The sequence below is a fragment of the Hymenobacter sp. GOD-10R genome, assembly GCF_035609205.1.
In the GTDB taxonomy this organism is placed as follows: Bacteria; Bacteroidota; Bacteroidia; order Cytophagales; family Hymenobacteraceae; genus Hymenobacter.
The window spans coordinates 5,161,545-5,181,248 of record NZ_CP141184.1 but is presented as its reverse complement, the minus strand read 5'-3'; the positions used below and the strand labels follow the sequence as shown (position 1 = coordinate 5,181,248).

The following is a 19,704-nucleotide window of genomic DNA, read 5'->3' as shown; positions in this document are numbered from 1 at the left end:
TTTTCGGCATCTTTGCCGGGCATGGCAACCCTTTTTCTTTGTTGGCTGCTGCTAGGCGCCTGCACAACACTCCTCGGCTGGACGGCGTGGCGCCTTGTTGCCCGCTTGCGCTTACCTGGTTTCGAAGAAGTATTGCCTGCGGAACTATTGAGTCTGATTGGCCTAGCGTTGCTAACAGGAGTTTTGCAGTTGGCCTCGTTGTTTTGGGCTATCAATGCTGGGATGCAAGTAATTACGGCTGGAATGCTTGGGCTGCTCGCTATTGGGCAACGGCATGCCATAGCAGTCGAACTAGGTCGGTGGCCGGCGCAGTGGCAAGCAGGTGGGTGGCGCGCCGTGCTGCTTGGCGGGTTGGTGTGGCTCTGGCTGCTCACACTGGCGACAACACTCACCACTAATTTTGATGCTGGGTTATATCACCTACAAACGCTACGCTGGCTTAACGAGTATCCGGCGATACCGGGGCTGGGTAATTTACACGGCCGGCTAGCTTTCAACCCGAGCACTTTCGCGCCCACTGTACTCTTTCAGTACGCTACGCCAGGCGGACCAGCGTACGGCCTACCTAGCTACCTGTTCGTTGTGCTGGGTGTGGCGGCTGCACAGGCAGTGGCCGCTACGCGCACAATGAGTACCGGCGACATACGCGAAGTTTGGGCCCCGCCGCTGCTTTTGTTTTTGCTGCTCTGGACGTTTCAAGTTTGGCTCTCCTGCCCAACACCCGATCATTCCGTCACGATTCCACTGGTATTTGCCTTCCTGCTTTATGCGCGCAAATGGACCCGTGGCTATGGTAAGCAGCTAGATGCCATTACGTTCGTAGTGCTGCTACTTACGCTGTGGGCCGCTACCATTAAGCTAGCGGCCTTGCCTGCCTTGCTGCTGCCCGCACACAGCTTGTGGGTAAGCCGCCGACAACTTACTGGCCGCGCACTGGCGTTAGTAGGCGGCTTGGTCGTGTTACTGCTGGGGCCGTGGCTAACTCGCAATGTAGTACTATCGGGTTATCTGATTTATCCGCTGCCCGCACTAGATCTGTTTACCGTCGACTGGAAAATCCCGGGCTGGTACGCGCGCATGGAGCATAACATGATTGCCAACCTAGGTCAGCGCGCCTCCCAAAGTCCGTATTCAGTACCGCGCCAAACACTCCTAGAATGGTTGCCTGGATGGTGGACGCTCGAAACCACTTATAACCGGGTGGTATTGCTGGCGGCGGCCATTTCGCCGCTTCCCGCTGTTTGGCGTTGGCGCCGTGCGCCTGCGTCTGAGTTAGGGTGGATCGTTGGATGGGCAGTAGCTTGGCTGGGGGTGGTATTTTGGTTTCTAACGGCGCCAGATTTTCGCTTTGCCACAGCTTTCTTGCTGATTGCTGGTGTGTGGCCTTGGCTGTCCTGGTTCCCCCGTTGGCGCCTGGCGCGGGTGCGCTACTTACCTTGGGCATTGGCGCTGCTCTGGGTCCTGCACAACCTTCGCGACCCTTTGTACCAGCTTCGGTACCAGCCTCGCTCCATCGTGTCGCGTGTGGTGTGGCCCGCGCCCGCGCCTTTACCAGCTACCATAGCGATACCCGTGGGAAAGCTACTAGTGCGGGTGCCACGAGAGGGCGCGCAGTGCTGGGGGACGCCGCTGCCTTGCGTGCACTGCATAGAGGCAGGACTGGAGCCAAGAGGAGCTAGCTTGCGCGAAGGGTTTCGGATGCGCCCAAACCGCTAGTGGCAAAAAGGTACTTATGCTCCCTGATGGCCTGGAAGTAGGCTGCGGGCATGTTCGGCGAGGAAGTTGCTGTTCAGGTCTACATTCAGTAGCATAGCCACTTTCTCACTCAATTATTCATGAACATCCTGTACGGCGTACCCGGTGAAGGACTCGGACACGCAACCCGTAGTAAAGTGGTAATCGGACACTTGCTGAGCCAAGGGCACGAGGTGCGTGTAGTGAGCAGTTCGCGGGCGTATCAAGTACTGGCTACAAACTTTCCGGGGCGTGTCTACGAGATTAAGGGCTTTCACTTGGCTTATAAGAATCTGACCGTTTCGAAGTCGCGCACGGCGGCTATGACGCTGCGCACAGCCCCAGAAAACCTGCTTACCAACTTCACGCGCTACCGGCAACTGCTGCGCGATTTTGAGCCTGAACTGGTCATTTCTGATTTTGAATCGTTCAGCTATTTATTTGCCAAAGCCCATCGCCTTCCGGTTATCAGCATTGATAATATGCAGATAATCAGCCGAGCGGAGCTAGATATTGTGGTGCCGCCTGTAGAACGGGGTAATCTAACCCTAGCTCGCCAAATTGTGCGTGCTAAGCTGCCGGGTAGTCAGCATTACTTTGTTGCTACCTTCTTTAAGTTGCCGATAATTAAGGAGAATACTACGCTGGTACCACCTATCATCCGACCCGAAATATTGGCAGTCAAGCCTACGCTAGGCAAGCACGTGCTGGTATACCAGTCGGCTACCACGCAGAAAGATCTGGTGCCGCTGCTGCAAGGGATGCCGAAGCAAGAGTTCCGGGTGTACGGCTTCAACAAAGAGGAAAACCACGGCAATGTGCAGTTGCGGGCTTTCAGTGAGCAGGGCTTTATTGAAGACCTAGCTAGTGCTCAGGCTGTCATTACGAATGGAGGCTTCTCTCTTATCAGCGAGGCTGTGTACTTGCACAAACCTATCTGCGCGATACCTATTCCAGCGCAGTTTGAGCAGTTTCTGAACGCGGCCGAAGTAGAAAAGCTAGGCTACGGTCGACACTTTACGGCCCTCACGGCCGACAACGTCAAAGCCTTTCTGTACGACTTGAGCACGTTTGAGCAGGTATTATCTAGCTACAAACAGGTTGGCAACACGGAGCTGTTTGCGCACTTAGACGAACTACTGCGCGCTTTTTGACCTCAGCTCAAGCTAGGTCGTAAGAGCATAACGAGTTGATTCGTGCATGAGCAAGCATTAGGGTACTCGTTCGGGCGTGAATGTGTGCTAAGGGCAGCAACCTCCGCGGTAATTGGCTATTTTGCTGGCCATGAAATCATTCGTCTCTTTTTTCTTTTTGGCTACAGTTGCTGTTGGTGGCTTCAGCTTTGGATTGGCAGCGTGTGCTTCTACCGCCCATGTGGCCAATCAAGCCGCTGGTGTTTCCAATAAGTTTGCCGGCGATAGTACCCTGCGTCGGCTTGCTACGTTGCAAGATGAGCGTCGTACGGCGGCGCTACTTCCATACTTGGCACGCCCGGAAGCCCCCTACCGGCGTGAAGCCGCTTTCGCGCTAGCTTCAGTTCAAGACAAAGCGGCGACTGTTGCTTTGCTGCCGCGCTTAATAGATGCGGATGCCTCCGTGCGCAAAGCCGCCGCTTATGCCTTGGGGCAAACTGCCGACTCTACCGCGGAAAGTGCCTTACAGCAACGGATCAGCGCCGAGCCTGATCCTACTGCCCGCCGCTACATGCTGGAAGCCTTAGGCCGGTGTACTTCCCGGGCAGGCTTAGCCAACTTAACGCGTCTACCAGCTCACCTAGCCACGGATACTGCAGCGCTGACCGGACAAGCCTGGGGTTTGTATCGGGCTGGCTTGCGTGGGCTTACCTCGGAAGCCACCGTTGGGCGCATCGTGCAGCTAGTAGCACCAACGAACCCGTATGGCGCCCGCTTAGCAGCCGCTAACATGCTGGCCCGCACGCGTAATCTGAACTTGGCGCCGTACGCTGCAACATTGCTAGGAGTCGCCCAACATGACCCTAGCTATGCGGTGCGCAGCGCCGTTGCCGCATCGCTCAACAAAGCGGCAACGGCGCCAGAGGTGCCTGGCGTATTGGCAAACCTAGCGCGCCGCGACCCTGATTACCGCGTACGCCTCAGTGCCATTCGTGCTATGACGGCTGCCATGTATGCCCCGGTGAAGGAAGCTACCTGGGGAGCTCTTACCGATAAAAATGACCAAGTAGCTCTCTCCGCCGCTGAGTTTTTTCTCGCCAATGCGAAAGGGGAGCCTGGAACCATCTTCCTGGAGAACGCCAACCAATTGACCCAGTGGCGAGTGCGAGCTACGCTGCTAGCAGCGGCCTTGAAGTATGGTGGTGCTACCCGGGGTGCTATTCGTACGGCCATCCAACAACGGTACGCTGCCAGCTCTGATGTGTATGAAAAGGGGTATTTGTTAAGGGCTTTGGCCGAAGATTCTGAATCCTATGAATTTGTGGAGAGGGCTGTCTTTCCGAAACCTGCTGCGTTGGTGATTGGTACCTACGGGATGGAAGCCCTGGTGAGCATGCGCAGCCTTGCCGATTTTCCGACCGAGCAACAACCGGCTTTTGCGCTCACGCTACAGCGTGGTATTGCCTCCGGCGATGTTGCCATCATGGGCATCGCGGCTGAGGCTATTCGGAACCCCAAGCTAGCTTTGCGGCCGTTGTTTGTAAACAGTGACTTTCTGAAAACCGCGCGTGACAAGCTCACTTTGCCCCGCGACCTGGAAGCATGGGAGTCGTTGCAGCAAACTATTGCTTACCTCGATAACACACCCACCACGCCGTTCCCTGTTGCCAAAGCGGCCTCGCATCCCATCAACTGGGCCGTGGTGCAAACCATCCCAACCACCCAGCGGGCGACGGTGCGTACGAGCAAGGGAACCATCGTTTTTCAACTCTTGGTAAACGAAGCACCTGGCTCAGTAGCTAGCTTCGTGGAGTTAACCCGACAAGGTTTTTATAATGGCAAAACCATTCACCGCGTAGTTCCCAACTTCGTTGCGCAAGGCGGCTGCCCGCGTGGTGATGGCTGGGGGAGCACCGATTATAATATTCGCTCCGAGTTTGCGGACTTACGCTACGGCGAAGGAGCCGTTGGCCTAGCTTCAGCCGGCAAAGACACCGAAAGCTGTCAGTGGTTTATCACGCATTCGCCCACACCGCACCTCGACGGCCGATACACCATTTTTGCCCAAGTGGTAAGCGGGATGGAGGTTGTAAGCCGGCTCGAAATTGGCGACCGAATTGAGCGAATCGAGCTAGAACAGTAGATAAGAATTAAGAATGGCCACGCACAACAACGGCCGCCCATAGTGGGCGGCCGTTGTTGTGAAAGAGAGAAACCGCACTTATTGCTTTACAAAGCGGATGGTACGGCGGGACAAGCTAGCTCCCTGCACCTGCACTAAATAAGTTCCGGCCGGCAGACCAGCCGGCAGTTGCAGCCGAAGTTCATGCGTCGAATTTGCGGGCATCATTTGCTGCTGAAGCAGCTTGCCTGTTACATCGCGCAGGGCAACCTGCACGCTACCAGTCGTTGCGGGTAAGCGAAGGGTGAAATGATCGGTGGCGGGATTCGGATAAAGCGCAAGCTGGTCGTTGGCGGCAGAGTGGGTGGCGAGCGCAAGCGGCTGCAGCGTTACTGCTTGCGTAGCAGAATAACGCTCACCGCCTGTAATGCCTTCTTGCCGCAACCGGTAGTAGGCCTGCGTGGCAGCCGTGGCCGGACGGTCCTGGTACGAATAAGTGTGCGCAGTAGTCGCAACAAGCCCGCGGGCATTTGCTTCCACGAAGCCAAGGCGTTGCCAAGTAATACCGTCAACCGACCGCTCGACGGTGTAGCCTTGCGCGTTGTTCTCAGATTGAGTTACCCAAGTCAAGTCAATCACCCTAGGTTGTGCTTGCGTGGCCTGAAAGCTGAGAAGCTCTTTGATCAACGGGTTGCTTGCGGCAGTAGAGCCAAAGGCGAAAGCCTCGTAGCCAGCTACTGCGCCGGCCGAAACGACAGAGCCAGTCATCATGTTACCACCTAGGTTGCCGTTGCCCTCTGTGACCCACGCCGTGCCATCGAAGCGAGCTACTTGCAGAGCGGGGGAGAAATCATCGATGCCGCTGCGAAAAGCGTCTTCCCAGTATAGACGCACTTGTACGTCACTAGTCGAGCCCGTGCGGGTCAGCGTCCAGTGTTCCACTTGGCTTACGCGTTGCAGGGGAGGGACTACCGTGGTAGTAGCGTGCGAAGCAGCCATGTACTCGGCTGTGAAGCCAGTGGCCGGATCAGCAGGAGCTGAGATGCCTAAGCGAGCCCAGATGCCGGCTTTGCCTAGTGGGAAAACAAACGCTTGTGAACCTAGCTTGCGGAGCGGCCCCATAACATAAGAACCTGCATTGCCCGCCGAAGCAGTCGCACCGTCAGTGAGCGTTAGCAGGTTAGCAGCAGTAGTTTGCAGCCAGCCATTGGTGAGGGTAAGGCTGCCGGTAAGCAGGAAGGGGGCACCTAGCGTAATGTTCTTGCCAGAACCATCTAGCGTGATATGCTCAAACGTTGTTGTGCCCGTGTTAGTGAGGGTTAAGTTCTTTGTGAAAGTGGCAGTGCCCGCATAAGTGCCAGCTACCGCTTCAATGGTGCCGTTGTCGCTCACCAGAGTGGCAGCCTCTTGCAAATGGCTTTCGGGGCCAGTTTGGGGGCTGCTCCGGTCAACGTGTAAATAAGCTAGGTCAGGCTGAAAACCGATAGTGGCAGAGCCATCAGCGCGCGTGTGCAGGAAAGGGGAGTAGTCTATGCGGTTAGCGGCATCCGACGTGAGCACTTCCGCGAAACCTGCCGAAGGACCTTGCAACGTGACTACAGAACCGCCTTTACCATCAAGGCCTTGCACGGCCGTCGAGGCGTTGCTGCCTAGCCAGTTGAAAGAAGCATCTACAGGTTGCGTAAGATTTATCGTCCGAATGGCGGTGGAGCAGCTATCGAGGCGGTTGTTGCGGATACTGTCACCACTGGATAGTAAACCTAGGTTACCGGAAATATCGAAGAAAGGAGTGAAGCCGTTGCTGGCTGTGGGGCGGTCTTGGATCTGCACGCCGCGTTGGCATTGTGCCACCGCGTTGTTGAATACCTTATTGTTAGCTCCTTCCAGCACAATGCCATATCCATTGATGTTGAAAGCACTAACCGTATCATTGGCGAGGTATCCCCGGATAGTATTGCTTTGAATAAAAGCGCCACCCGTTACCAAATCACCGTTGACGCCACCTACAATGCCCGTGGCACTCCGGTCACGGTCCACGAAGGCAATACCAGCGTTGTCGGAGGTAATCCGCGTAGGAGCACCGATGGTGCGTACAATGTAGTTGTTGCGCACCACGAAACTACCTGGGCCAGCTGCCCTACCATTGCCGGTGCAGGACTTGAGTTCCAGACCTTGCGAGCCATTGTTGCGAATATGGTTTTGCTCAATCAGCGCCGCTGAGGTCGTAAACGTGTTACCGTTGCGCAGGCCACCTGCTCCCAGAATTGACATCGCCGGACCGCTATTCAGCGCAAACCGGCAGTTCCGAATAACCAAACCGCTTACACTGCCGTCATTCACGTCAATACCGGAACGCCGGTTCAATTCATATAAGCCATCTTCGATCCGGATGTTGACCTTGCTGCCGTTTACCAGAAACAAGCCGCGTCCTGCCCCGTTGGCTGTTGTGTTGGGTGCTATAGCGGTACGTGCCGCATGAATTCGGCGGAATGTAATATCCTCAGACTGGCCACTAAGGCTATTCCAGTAAATACCACATTGACGGTTGCGAATGGTTTCTACATCTTCCAGCAGAATGTGGGCGCGATTCGTCCCATTATCGGTCTGTAGACCAAAGTCATAGGCCTTAATGGTGAGATTAGATAGCGTGAGCGGTGCTGCTGCCGTACCACCGCTGGCCGTCATGAAGATGCCGACTTCACTGGTCTGCGCCGCTGAAGGGGCTAGGCCACCATCAAAAATGGTAGCAGTAGTGGAGTCGGTAGCTAGGGTGCCGGCCCCGCGTAGGCTAATGTTCTTATTCCAGACTACCCGTTCGTGGTAAGTGCCCGCGTCGATGAGGATGGTTGTTGTGCTGGCCTCGGCGTACTCCAGGGCGTGCTTCACTGTAGCGAAAGGAGCCGCTGCGCTTCCATCGCCGGAGGTATCATTGCCGGGAGCCGTAGTAAATCGGTCGCCGCTGGTCGTAGCATCATTCACGTAGAGCTGAACCGCGGCCGGGCTAGTCTGCGCTGATGCATTCAACGCGCAAGCGCCAAGCCCCAAGGCCAAGCTAGCCGTAGCATAGAAAGTAGGTAATGGTCTTATCATATAATCAGGTATGGCGTTCCGCAGGTTTATGCACTGTGCACCCGCGAAAAAGTGTAGTAGGGAAGAAGCTAGCTTAGTTGGTAAAAGGATAGAGCATAAACCATGACGAAAAATAAAATCATGGGATAGTTCATAACCTGTTGAATTAGTGCAATAAGGATGTACAAAAAAAGCGCCAGCCCCGATTAGGAGCTGGCGCCTAGGAAAGCTGACCGGCAAATGAAATTATTTATCGTCGCGTCCGTGTGCTTGTGCGGGAGGCGTAGTAGCTTCTACTGCGCTGAATGCTTCCAAAATCTTGTAGGTGTGAGTAGCGCCTTTCGGTACGACCCAAGAGTTGCCGGGCTCAAGTACTACTACTTGCCCTTCTGAATGCAGCTCCGCGCGGCCACTTAGTACATAGCCTACGGTTTCATAAGGGCGGGCAACAGGCTCTTTGGCTTCGCCAGGCTGCTCATTTTCCCAGAGCCGCATGGCTACGTGCACGCCAGAGGCTAGGTATTTTTCGCCGTCTTTCCCGTGCGGAGAGTATTGTGAATCTACTTTGGTGATGGTGGTATCAGGCATGGTAGGGGAGGTTAAAAGTAAGATGGTATGCGCTTTCGCTAACGGCTAGGTTACGGCTGTGGTTGTAACGAAGAAATAAGGAGGTCGATAAAAATCTTGGCGTTGGGTATTATTACAATTACTAGTTCCTTGTCGCGCAGATAAGCTGTTCCACAAAACCTTCGGCCTTGCCACAGGTTTCTGACTATTGCACCTCTTACACACAGCTCGCCGTAGCTTTCCTGAAGACCTAGCTACCTGCCGTGTTACTTTCAAATTTTATGCATTCTGCTTTCGTTCGATCTTTAGCCTTAGCTCATCAGCAAGTGGAGGCGCCGCTGCCAGGAGCAGCGTTTTGTCAACTCACCGAGCAGCTGCTTCAACTACTTTTTCCCGAACGTGCTCCGCGCCCGGTAAACAGCGCCGACGCTGTTGCGGCGCTGCTCAGTCAACTACGCGCTGAGTTCACGGATCTGCTGCATCTGGTAGCAGGGCTGCCCAGTTCCGCGCCCGAAACGGTAGCCGCTTTCGTCGCGCAGCTACCCACGTTGCGTAACCACCTACTACGTGATGCTGCCGCCATTGCCGCTGCTGATCCGGCTGCTCAAGGGCTTACCGAAGTAATTGCCACGTACCCCGGCTTCTACGCTATTGCGTTGCACCGGCTGTCGCATGCACTTTACCAGCTAGGTGTACCGCGCGTACCACGCATTCTGAGCGAGTACGCACACGCCCGTACCGGCATCGATATTCATCCCGGCGCCCGCATCGGTCTGTCGTTCTGCATTGACCATGGTACAGGTATTGTCATTGGCGAAACAACCGTCATTGGCGCCCACGTCAAAATTTTCCAGGGGGTCACGTTGGGGGCACTCAGTGTAGCCAAACACCTGCAGGGCATCAAACGTCACCCAACTATTGAGGATCATGTCGTGGTCTACGCGGGGGCTACCATTCTAGGTGGTAATACCGTAGTAGGGAGCCATAGCATCGTTGGTGGTAACGTCTGGCTTACCGAGAGCGTGCCATCGCACTCGCGTGTCTACCACCGCGCCCAGATTCAGGTCACGCGCACCGAAGATCCTTTGGCGGATATTACCTTTTCAATTTGAGGAACTGAATAGAATACGCGCTATACTTGCTTCCTGCGAAGCAGCTACAGTGTGCTAGTCTCCAGCGTGCTTTCTACTGATTACGTACTTACATGTAATTGCGCATGAAAGGCTCTAACAAATAGCCTTCGTTTGTTATTACTACTTCATTGCCCCACCACTTAACCACTCAACAATGAAAGCTACTACCATCCTTGATACCATTGGCAACACCCCTTTGCTACGGTTAAATCGCCTATTTGCTTCCCGACCCGACGTGGAGGTGTGGCTGAAGCTAGAGCGTGCTAATCCAGGCGGCAGTATCAAAGATCGTATTGCTCTTTCCATGATCGAGCAAGCCGAAGAAGACGGCATCCTTAACCAAAACAGCCTCATCGTAGAGCCTACCTCCGGTAATACTGGCGTAGGCCTAGCCATGGTAGCCGCCGTCAAAGGCTATAAGATAACCTTGGTTATGCCTGAATCGATGTCAATCGAACGCCGCCGCCTCATGACCGCCTACGGCGCCAATCTAGAGTTGACGCCACGCGAAAAAGGCATGAAGGGCGCCATTGAAAAAGCCAACGAAATAGTGCGTGATACGCCTGGGGCTTGGATGCCTATGCAGTTTTCCAACCCAGCCAACATCAAAGCGCACGTAGAAAAGACAGCTCAAGAAATATTGCGCGACGCTCCCGAGGGCTTTCACTACCACATCACGGGGGTTGGCACCGGTGGTCACATCACGGGAGTTACGGAAGTGCTGAAGCAACACTTCCCTGACGTGAAGACGTACGCGGTGGAGCCGGAGTTATCACCAGTTATCAGCGGTGGCGCTCCTGGCCCGCACCCAATTCAGGGCATCGGCGCCGGCTTCATTCCGGATAACTTACACACGGCTCTTCTCGACGGCACGATTCAGATAACCCAGCAGGAGGCCTTCGACATGACCCGGCGTGCCGCCCGCGAAGAAGGAATCTTTATGGGAGTATCGTCAGGGGCTTCCTTAGCCGCAGTTGCTAAGAAGCTGCCCGAAATGCCCGAAGGCAGCCGTGTGCTCACCTTCTGCTACGATACGGGTGAGCGTTACTTGTCGGTAGAAGGATTGTTTGTCTAACTCCTGATCGGTTATCCGCAACACACAAGCGCCTTTCCAGCTATGGAAAGGCGCTTGTGTGTTTGGTGCATCTTATTCACTGTGCGTAACAAGACCTAGTATTTTCTAAGTACACTGCTGATATACGGTGTGGCCACAGAACCTAGACGCTAGCTTACAAAAACAGAAAGCCCAGCTACTTTAGCCGGGCTTTCTGTTTTTGTAACAGTGGAGAATATCGGAGTCGAACCGATGACCTCTTGCATGCCATGCAAGCGCTCTAGCCAGCTGAGCTAATCCCCCGAGTCTTTTATGCCAACCGCCATTTGCGTTTTGGTGGGACAAAAGTACTGCGGTTTTCTAAATCTGCAAGAGTATGTGGTAGGTTTTAGCTAAAAAAGATTGTGACCAGATACAAAAAAAGAGAGCGAAGAATGTTCTTCGCTCTCTTTGTCATTGATAATGAGAGGGCTTAGTTAAAGGTATAACGCAAGCCAAACTGCATGTAGTAAGTAGAAGCCAACGCAATCGTGTTACGGAAAGTAGTTGTAACAGGCTGGTTGCGGTCAGTGGCTAAGCGGAATGTAGGCCGTACAGTTCCGTTAGGTGTATAGAGCGGTAACGTTGGGTTGTTGGTAGGTGCAGTGATGTTGGTAGGTACCAAGATAGCTGCGTTACCATTAGAAACTGTGTTCAAAGTCTGAACTAGGCCCCAGTTCCTGTTCAACAAGTTGCCAAAGTTGAACACGTCAATCGTGAACTGAAGTGTATTGCGCTTGTCGCCTGTGCTTGCGAAGATATCTTGAGCAAAGCGTACATCAAATTGGTTGCGCCAAGGGAATTTAGCACCGTTGCGCTCAGCGTATTGTCCACGGTGGCTATTCAAATATTCGTCTTGCTCAAGGTAACGGAAGAAAAGTTCGCTCTGTTGAGCAGCAGTATACGTTTTAGGTGCAGCTGCAGTTCCGTAATTGAAGTCAGAGAAATTAATTTCTGTAGCGTCTTTTGGAATATAGAGCAAGTCGTTGGTTTGACCGTCGCGGTTGAAGTCGCCACCATAGATGTAGGAGAATCGCCCTTGCGTAGAGCCTTCGTAGAATACCGAAATCTGTGTGCCCAAATGCTTGATGTACTCCTTACGGTAGGAGAGAGAAACAATGAAGCGGCTAGGTACTACATAGTTAGAGTAGCTCAGCTCAGGATTGTTGGAGTTGTTAATGATGGCTGTGTTTGACCATGTATTGAGCAACTGATCACCACTACCATCAAATAGAACCTTTTGCTGGCTTCTCACATAAGCAGCCGAAGCGACAATACCGTTACTGAAGCGCTTATCCAGTTTTGCGCTTGCTGACCAGTAATAGCCCTTATGACGGTTGTAAAGTACAACAGGGTTGAATGCCTGCGTTCCACTTGCGTTACCATTAGCTACCGGTTGGTTTGGGTTGGCAGCAGATGCACTGGTCAAAGGATTGATGAAACGAGTAGAAACAGAATTAGGGTAGATGTTGCGTTTATCAGGATATCCAACAATGTTCAAAGCCTGTGGATCTACCAAGTTAGGGTTCCGTCCTAGAGCTACGATAAGATCTTTGTTGTAAATACCTTCCAGAGTACCCACTACGCCACCAGGCAATTGGGCATCTACAGCGAGGCTACTCTTCCAGACTTGTGGATTTCTGAAGTTGCGATCCGTAGTGCTAACCGTGCTCGGAACTTGGGTGCCAGGAGTTGGTACGTCTTGAGGACGATAGGCTGCGGGGTTTGGATCAAATTTCCTGTCAGTAATAGGGGCAGTAGCAGTAGCAGTAGCAGTAGTAGTAAACTGTAGCAAACCTGAGTCACCTGACTGTGCTACAAGCCATACTGTGGGTACCCGACCAGAGAAAATTCCTGAACCACCGCGAATTTGCAGTGTACGATTACCCTTCACATCGTAGTTGAAACCAAAACGTGGTGACCAGAGTGTACGGTTGTTAGGTAGCGTACCTGTGTCAATGTGTTCGCCATTGGCAAAGGTCAGAGAAGCTACTAGCGGGTGCGTTTGAATTTCATTTACATCTAGATACATATTACGCTCCAGACGCAAACCGGCTGTTAAACGCAATTTGTCGTTGACGGTAAATTCATCTTGAGCATAAACTGAGCCTTGAGCAAACTTGAAACGAGGATAAGCTTGTTCAAAGCCTGGTAGCAGCGAATAAGTTAGCGCGAATGAGCTAGGATTTCCTCCAGTTCTGAAAGCATCCCACGAATCAAACGTGTAGTAGCTGGTGCCAAAACGTTGGAAACCATTACGAGTGTTCTGTACGTCTACTTGTATGCCAGCTGTAATATTGTTACGGCCAAGGCTGAAGTTTACGAAGTCTACACCTGAGAAGGTCTTTACTTCTCGTAGGTTACCATAAGTGAAGGGTTCGTAACCGAAAGAGGTGTAGGGATTTCCTTGCTCTAAAATATCTACAAATGGGAAGACCTCGCTGTCTGAGCTACGTGGGTCGTTCTGGTTTGTGTAAGTGAATCGGGCGGTATTGAAAAACTTGCCACGGATAGTAGAGTTCAACTCTGCTGCCAATGAATATAAGTTTTGCTCTTGGTAATAGTTCGAGTTAGCAAATGGTAGAGCAAAGTTGCTGAGACGCGTATTTGTGAAGGCAGTCAGCGGGCTTCGCGACGTACTTACAAAGCTAGGTGCTTTGCTAGTTACTTGGCTGTAGCGAACAGTGAAGCGGTTATTGGTATTGATGTTCCAGTCGACACGACCTAGGATGTTTGTTCTTTGGCTCTTAAATGAATATCCTTGGTAAGGCCCTGTCTCGTATCCATACTGCTCTCTTAAGTAGTTGCTGATCTCGTTCAGCCGAGTCTCCGTGGGACGTACTATATTTGAAGGTGTGTTCGGGCCACCGAAGGGCAAAGCATCAGTCGAAGCAAGATTCTGCTGGCCTGGGCTAGTCGCATCTCTTCTTTCTGCGTTTACGAAGAAGAATACTTTATCTTTAATAATCGGACCTCCCAAACGGAAGCCATATTGCTTATCATCTAGCTTTTGCTTTACAAACTCATCAGGCCCAACTCGGTTACCTTGTTGATTTTGATTACGCCAGAAGGTGTAAACTGAACCAGAGAAGTTGTTAGTGCCTGAACGTGTTACAGCGTTAACTGCACTGCCGATGAAGTTAGATTGACGAACGTCAAAAGGAGTCACGTTAACCGTAATTTCCTCGATGGCATCCAGAGAAATAGGGTTACCACCAGCTGGCAAGTTGCCACCAATTCCAAAGTTATTATTGAAGTCAGCACCGTCTACAGTAACGTTATTCTGACGGTAGTTACCACCACCAATAGCACCGGCGTTGGTGCCCGAAGATTGGGGAGTCAGACGCAGGAAATCGTTTAGGTTGCGGGTGATAGAAGGAAGACGTTGAAGCTCTTGCGTGCCAATGTTAGTAACAGAACCGGAGCGTTCTGCATTAAGAATGGACCGAGGATCAGTACCCGTAACTGTCACACCAGCTAGTTGTGTGCTGGTTTCACTTAAGTTGATATCTAAACGCTGGGTCTGGCCTAGCGTCAAGTAAATACCCTCCCGCGTCACATCTTGGTAACCCACAAAAGTCACACGAACCGTGTAAGGACCACCTACGCGCATGTTTTGCAGGTTGAAACGACCATCCGAGTTAGTGGGTGCCACATACTGCGTATTCGTAGGTGTGTGCACTGCAATAACGGTAGCACCAGGAAGACCAGCCCCAGACTGATCGGTGATTACACCGCTCATACTAGAAGTCGTTGTACCCTGGCTCCAACCCGTGTGTACTGACAACAGCGTCAGCAACAACAGCAGTAGATGGAGTAAACGTATTTGTTTCATAAAGTGTGAAAAAAGTGAAAAAAGAGGCTGAAGTGGTGTGTGCAAGAGCCGCACAAAGCTACGAACGAGTTTAAAGTAATATGTTATTGAATTGTTACCACAAACCAAACTAAGTAATAAAACGTGATAATACTAAATTAAGCAGCTGATGTTCATAGCTTTGGCCTTACTGCCTTAATAAATCGGCTTAGGAAGTAATCCGTATCAAGAGTGTTTTCTACTACTCCTAGACTGGTAGAAGAATGAATAAACTGTATATCCTCGGCGGTGGCTTGCGTCACTAATCCTACGTGCGTTATAACAGAGCTTCCAGGAGATGCTCCAAAAAATACTAAATCACCTATTTGAAGATTTTGCGGCTTCACGGGGTCTCCCCAAATGGCTTGTTCGTTGGAGGAACGGGGAATATCAACATCAATGGCAGCGAAAGCAGCATAAAGCAAGCCAGAACAGTCAATACCTAGGCGAGTTGTTCCCCCATACTTATAAGGAGTGCCTTCGTAAGAGCGTGCTGTCTCGATTACCGTAGCAAGTGCTTGCGGCAGATTAGCCGGCAACGGACGCCGTTCGGAAGACGGCCGTTTTACCACGATTTTGGTGTTACCAGTAGAAGAAGTAATCTTCGATTTTGAGCGAGCGACGGGTGTGCTACTCCGGCGGCGTGCGTTGGCTTTCAAGCGCGCCATTTCGCGCGCCGAGTGGTAACGGCCATTCCGATAGTTTACTTTATGGGAAGGGCCGCAGCCTGCCAACCAAACAACAGCCCCAAGCATAATTACCGTTAGTAAGCAGCGCCAACGCTCTGAATGCTGTACCTTCGCAACGTGTTCCTGCATCGGGGGACAAAGATACGTGAATAGGCCATTCGACCTTCTGTCTCTATGAATTTTCAACCACTAACACCTGAACTGGTTGCTGCTTTCGAACAAATTGTAGGCCAGCACCACGTTCTCACCGCCCAAGGCGTCGAAGCCGACGTGTACGCCGACTACGGCCGTGACCACACTGAAGACCTACACTACGCTCCCGATGTGGTGTTGCGTCCAGCTAACGCTGAAGAGATAAGCCAAATTGTGCGACTCTGCCACGAGCATCATGTTCCCGTAACACCGCGTGGCGCCGGAACGGGCCTAAGTGGGGGGGCGCTACCTGTGCACAATGGCGTAGTGATTAGTACAGAGCGCCTTAACAAGATCATCGAAATTGATGAGCGCAACTTGCAGGCCACGGTAGAGCCAGGCGTAATCAATCAGGTGTTTCAGGAAGCGGTGCAGGCGAAAGGACTATTCTACCCGCCCGACCCTGCCAGCAAAGGCAGTTGCACCCTAGGTGGCAATCTAGCCCACAGCAGCGGCGGCCCCAAGGCCGTGAAATATGGTACCACCCGCGACTATGTGCTGAACTTGCAGGTGGTGCTGCCCACGGGCGACCTGATCTGGACGGCCGCCAACACCCTCAAAAACTCCACCGGCTACAATCTTACCCAGCTCATGGTTGGCTCGGAAGGCACCTTGGGCATTATTACTAAAGTCGTGTTTCGGCTTCTGCCGTACCCGCAGCAGAATGTCCTTATGCTGGTGCCCTTCCGGCAGATCGAGCAAGCAGCGGAGGCTGTATCCGCCGTGTTCCGGGCCGGCATCATTCCGTCGGGTATGGAATTCATGGAACGCGAAGCCATTGCCTGGTCTTCCGATTACCTGCAAATTCCGCTTACCCTGCCCGAAGATATCCACGCCCACTTGCTGATAGAGTTGGATGGCCAGGACTTGGATGAACTTTACAAAGAAGCGGAGCAGGTGTATGACGTGCTAGGTCATTATGATGTGGGCGAAGTCCTGCTTGCCGACAATGCCACGCAGAAAGACGAGCTGTGGCGCATCCGCCGCAACATTGGTAACTCCGTGCGCTACAACTCCGTCTATAAAGAGGAAGATACTGTCGTGCCCCGCGCGGAGTTGCCCGTACTCCTGAAGGGCGTAAAAGAAATCGGGGCCCGTTATGGCTTCAAGAGCGTGTGCTACGGCCATGCTGGCGACGGTAACCTGCACGTCAACATCATTCGCGGCGACTTGAACGACGAGCAATGGAACGTAGGGCTACGTCAGCCTATTTCTGAAATCTTCGAGTTGTGCGTAAAGTTAGGCGGCACCATCTCGGGTGAACACGGCATCGGGCTGGTGCAGAAAGGCTATATCGGCATTGCCTTACCGGAAGCTAACCTGGACATCATGCGCGGCATCAAGCGGGTGTTTGATCCGGCCGGCATCTTGAATCCCGGCAAGATCTTTTAATTCCTGAACCACGGATTCGGTCGGATTCCACGGATTTTGTAGCCGATTAACGACTTAGGCTCTGTCTAGCAAAAAAGCCTTCCCACTGCTGGGAAGGCTTTTTTGTTCTTACAAAAGCGAGGAGAAGAAGGCAGAAGGTAATCGACTACAAAATCCGTAAAATCCGACCGAATCCGTGGTTCAGGATTACTGTTCTCCTTTTAGCTTGTCCTCGCCGCCATACGGGGCACCTGCCGTAATATCACCTTGCAAGCCACCCTGCGAAATACCCGGGCTACTCTCAGGCTGTTGGGCTGTAGTCGTATTATCAACGTTTACTTGTGAGCCTGTAGCGGGCTGACCGTTGCCAGTAAGCACCGTCGTTTGCTCACCCAGGGGGCCAGCTATTTCTTCTACTTTCGCGATATACTGACGTTGCGCATCTTCCTGGCTTGTACCCTTGAACTTGCTCCACGAATCCCACTGCGCCTGAGACATGCCTGCAGGGCCGTTTGGATTATCAGGCGTATCGTCGCCTACTTCATCCGTTTTTGCGTCGTGGTCACCATCAGTAGCTTGTTTGTAAAGCCCATAGAGATCTACCATATGGGGAGCAGCTTCAGCAGGAGGTAGACTGTCTACGCGCGACACAGCGGCTTCAAATTGCTGCTGTAAATTCATTCGATTCTGGAGGTCCATGGCCATATAATTAGAAAGGGGAATTAATTTCGTGTACTAGCATGGCATAGCTTTGGTTACGAGCCTTGGCTGCTACCTTGCGCCAAGCAAGCCTCGATAGTTTGTACTTTTGGCCTCATTATGTGTGGAATTACCGGAACATTTGCTTTTACGGACGCCGGGCGCGCTTCCCTAGCCTCATTGCAGGCTTCAACTGATGCTATTGTTAGCCGTGGCCCCGATTCACAGGGCCATTTTGTGTATGACCGTTGCGGCCTAGGTTTTCGGCGCTTAGCCATCCTCGACCTTACTGCTGATGGTAATCAGCCTATGACTGACGAAGCGGGTCGGTATACGATTGTCTTCAACGGCGAAATATTCAACTTCCGTGAGCTACGGCAGAAGCTCATTAAAAAGGGCTACCATTTTCATTCCCAGACGGATACAGAAGTAATTCTGCAACTGTATATTTCGGAAGGGCGTGATTTCCTGAAGAAGCTAAATGGATTCTTCGGCCTAGCTATTTACGATAAGGAGGAGGATTCGCTTTTCATTGCCCGCGACCGGATGGGGGAGAAGCCCCTGCTCGTGTACCGCGACGAAGATAAGCTGCTGTTCGCTTCAGAAATGAAGTCATTGCTAGCACTTGGCATTCCGCGCAAGCTAGACTATGTGTCGCTCAGTCATTATTTGCAGCTCAACTATATTCCTGGCCCAGCTACCATCTTTAAAGGGGTGAAGAAGCTATTGCCAGGTCATTATCTGTATATCAAAGGGAAGAAGATCGTTCGGAAACGGTGGTATAAGATACCCTACGATCCGAAGAAGGTGCAAAAGAACAAGCTCAGCTACGAACAGCAACAAACGAAACTGGTAGAGCTACTAGATGAAGCTACTTCACGGCGACTGGTAGCCGATGTGCCGCTGGGAGCTTTCTTAAGTGGAGGCATTGATTCTTCAGTCATTGTAGCCCTAGCATCCCGCCATACGCAGCATCTGAATACATTTAGCATTGGCTACCGCGACGAGCCTTTCTTTGACGAGACGAAGTATGCTAAGCTGGTCGCAGAGAAGTATAAAACCAATCACACAGTCTTCTCACTCACAAATCAGGACCTGTACGATCACATCTTCGACGTCCTCAACTACATAGATGAGCCCTTCGCTGATTCATCAGCCTTAGCGGTGTATATTCTGAGCAAGCGCACGCGCGAGCAGGTAACAGTTGCGCTTTCCGGCGATGGTGCCGACGAGATGTTTGCGGGTTACAACAAGCACATGGGTGAGCTGCAAGTGCGGCAAGGTGGATTTAAGGCCGAAGCCGTGACAGGACTAAACCTGCTCTGGGACGTGCTGCCGAAGTCACGCAATTCCTTCTTCGGCAACCGCATTCGACAGTTTCAGCGCTTTTCGCGCGGCATGCTCAGCGGGCCCAAAGACCGCTATTGGGATTGGGCTTCGTTTGTAAACGAAAAAGATGCGCGCAACTTACTAAGCGCTGATGCTCGGAAGAAAGTAGGCAAAAAGCTAGCTGAGAAAAGGCGCCGGGACATCCTGGAAAACCTGCATGCCGATGGAGACCTGAACGAGGTGCTCCTGACCGATATGAAGCTAGTGCTACCATATGATATGCTCACGAAGGTAGACTTAATGAGCATGGCAAATTCGTTAGAAGTACGCCCGCCTTTCCTAGATCCAAACGTCGTCAACTTTGCTTTCTCACTGCCCGTCGAAAGTAAAATAGATGTAAAGATGAAGAAGCGGATTGTGCAGGATGCGTTTCGCTCGATGCTTCCTGAAGAGTTGTACAAACGACCAAAACAAGGCTTCGAAGTACCGCTATTAAAGTGGTTCCGCAACGAGCTGCGCCCCTTGATTACGGACGACTTGCTCTCCGATGCTTTTGTGGAAGCACAAGGTGTATTCGACGTAGATGCTATCCGCAAGCTCAAGGAGCAGCTGTTCTCCCGCAACCCCGGCGACGTGCACGCGCGCATCTGGGCGCTGATTGTTTTTCAGCACTGGTGGAAGAAATGGATGCTGTAATAGCGGAATATTCTTATATTTCGC

At 52.3% G+C, this 19,704-nt stretch carries 12 protein-coding genes and 1 tRNA gene; 7 read left to right on the top strand and 6 right to left on the bottom strand.

Annotation, left to right across the window (positions count from 1 at the left end):
• Positions 1 to 21 precede the first annotated feature (21 nt).
• The 3 genes from SD425_RS20640 (at position 22) to SD425_RS20630 (ending at position 5,010) form a co-directional block, all read left to right on the top strand.
• Positions 22 to 1,716, top strand: coding sequence for an LIC_10190 family membrane protein (locus SD425_RS20640; RefSeq protein WP_324671933.1), 1,695 nt, complete (start codon positions 22 to 24; stop codon positions 1,714 to 1,716).
• A 119-nt stretch (positions 1,717 to 1,835) separates the two neighbouring features.
• Positions 1,836 to 2,888 (top strand): MJ1255/VC2487 family glycosyltransferase, encoded by a 1,053-nt coding sequence (locus tag SD425_RS20635; protein ID WP_324671932.1) that lies wholly within the window; start codon positions 1,836 to 1,838, stop codon positions 2,886 to 2,888.
• A gap of 130 nt (positions 2,889 to 3,018) precedes the next feature.
• Positions 3,019 to 5,010 carry a peptidylprolyl isomerase gene (locus tag SD425_RS20630; protein WP_324671931.1) on the top strand — a complete coding sequence of 664 codons (1,992 nt, stop codon included), beginning with the start codon at positions 3,019 to 3,021 and terminating at the stop codon, positions 5,008 to 5,010.
• A gap of 78 nt (positions 5,011 to 5,088) precedes the next feature.
• Here SD425_RS20630 and SD425_RS20625 read toward each other — a convergent pair whose 3' ends face one another.
• Positions 5,089 to 8,079 carry a T9SS type A sorting domain-containing protein gene (locus SD425_RS20625; protein WP_324671930.1) on the bottom strand — a complete coding sequence of 997 codons (2,991 nt, stop codon included), beginning with the start codon at positions 8,077 to 8,079 and terminating at the stop codon, positions 5,089 to 5,091.
• A 225-nt stretch (positions 8,080 to 8,304) separates the two neighbouring features.
• Positions 8,305 to 8,646 carry a cupin domain-containing protein gene (locus tag SD425_RS20620; RefSeq protein ID WP_324671928.1) on the bottom strand — a complete coding sequence of 114 codons (342 nt, stop codon included), beginning with the start codon at positions 8,644 to 8,646 and terminating at the stop codon, positions 8,305 to 8,307.
• 260 nt (positions 8,647 to 8,906) lie between these two features.
• Between SD425_RS20620 and SD425_RS20615 the strand changes: the two genes are divergently transcribed.
• Entirely contained in the window at positions 8,907 to 9,737 is an 831-nt protein-coding gene (locus SD425_RS20615; protein ID WP_324671926.1) for a serine acetyltransferase, read from the top strand.
• A 175-nt stretch (positions 9,738 to 9,912) separates the two neighbouring features.
• Positions 9,913 to 10,833: a cysteine synthase A gene (gene cysK, locus SD425_RS20610; protein ID WP_324671924.1), complete on the top strand. Its 921-nt coding sequence runs from the start codon at positions 9,913 to 9,915 to the stop codon at positions 10,831 to 10,833.
• A gap of 208 nt (positions 10,834 to 11,041) precedes the next feature.
• Here the strand turns inward: cysK and SD425_RS20605 are convergent.
• From SD425_RS20605 to SD425_RS20595, 3 genes are all read right to left on the bottom strand, one after another.
• Positions 11,042 to 11,115, bottom strand: a tRNA-Ala gene (locus tag SD425_RS20605).
• Between the two features lie 169 nt (positions 11,116 to 11,284).
• On the bottom strand, positions 11,285 to 14,686 hold the full coding sequence (locus SD425_RS20600) for a TonB-dependent receptor (RefSeq protein WP_324671923.1): 3,402 nt from the start codon (positions 14,684 to 14,686) through the stop codon (positions 11,285 to 11,287).
• Between the two features lie 152 nt (positions 14,687 to 14,838).
• Positions 14,839 to 15,459: a C40 family peptidase gene (locus tag SD425_RS20595; protein WP_324671922.1), complete on the bottom strand. Its 621-nt coding sequence runs from the start codon at positions 15,457 to 15,459 to the stop codon at positions 14,839 to 14,841.
• A gap of 108 nt (positions 15,460 to 15,567) precedes the next feature.
• Between SD425_RS20595 and SD425_RS20590 the strand changes: the two genes are divergently transcribed.
• Complete coding sequence (locus tag SD425_RS20590) at positions 15,568 to 16,977, top strand: FAD-binding oxidoreductase (protein WP_324671920.1); 1,410 nt, start codon at positions 15,568 to 15,570, stop codon at positions 16,975 to 16,977.
• Between the two features lie 186 nt (positions 16,978 to 17,163).
• Here SD425_RS20590 and SD425_RS20585 read toward each other — a convergent pair whose 3' ends face one another.
• Complete coding sequence (locus SD425_RS20585; protein WP_324679581.1) at positions 17,164 to 17,637, bottom strand: acyl-CoA-binding protein; 474 nt, start codon at positions 17,635 to 17,637, stop codon at positions 17,164 to 17,166.
• Positions 17,638 to 17,775: 138 nt separating this feature from the next.
• Here SD425_RS20585 and asnB point away from each other — a divergent pair, with 138 nt between their 5' ends.
• Positions 17,776 to 19,680 (top strand): asparagine synthase (glutamine-hydrolyzing), encoded by a 1,905-nt coding sequence (gene asnB / locus SD425_RS20580; RefSeq protein ID WP_324671919.1) that lies wholly within the window; start codon positions 17,776 to 17,778, stop codon positions 19,678 to 19,680.
• Positions 19,681 to 19,704 lie beyond the last annotated feature (24 nt).

Bases quoted from the DNA above. Each gene is read 5' to 3' on its own strand.
- SD425_RS20640 (WP_324671933.1), top strand. From the start codon at position 22: ATGGCAACCCTTTTTCTTTGTTGGCTGCTGCTAGGCGCCTGCACAACA.
- SD425_RS20635 (WP_324671932.1), top strand. From the start codon at position 1,836: ATGAACATCCTGTACGGCGTACCCGGTGAAGGACTCGGACACGCAACC.
- SD425_RS20630 (WP_324671931.1), top strand. From the start codon at position 3,019: ATGAAATCATTCGTCTCTTTTTTCTTTTTGGCTACAGTTGCTGTTGGT.
- SD425_RS20625 (WP_324671930.1), bottom strand. From the start codon at position 8,079: ATGATAAGACCATTACCTACTTTCTATGCTACGGCTAGCTTGGCCTTG.
- SD425_RS20620 (WP_324671928.1), bottom strand. From the start codon at position 8,646: ATGCCTGATACCACCATCACCAAAGTAGATTCACAATACTCTCCGCAC.
- SD425_RS20615 (WP_324671926.1), top strand. From the start codon at position 8,907: ATGCATTCTGCTTTCGTTCGATCTTTAGCCTTAGCTCATCAGCAAGTG.
- cysK (WP_324671924.1), top strand. From the start codon at position 9,913: ATGAAAGCTACTACCATCCTTGATACCATTGGCAACACCCCTTTGCTA.
- SD425_RS20600 (WP_324671923.1), bottom strand. From the start codon at position 14,686: ATGAAACAAATACGTTTACTCCATCTACTGCTGTTGTTGCTGACGCTG.
- SD425_RS20595 (WP_324671922.1), bottom strand. From the start codon at position 15,459: ATGCTTGGGGCTGTTGTTTGGTTGGCAGGCTGCGGCCCTTCCCATAAA.
- SD425_RS20590 (WP_324671920.1), top strand. From the start codon at position 15,568: ATGAATTTTCAACCACTAACACCTGAACTGGTTGCTGCTTTCGAACAA.
- SD425_RS20585 (WP_324679581.1), bottom strand. From the start codon at position 17,637: ATGAATTTACAGCAGCAATTTGAAGCCGCTGTGTCGCGCGTAGACAGT.
- asnB (WP_324671919.1), top strand. From the start codon at position 17,776: ATGTGTGGAATTACCGGAACATTTGCTTTTACGGACGCCGGGCGCGCT.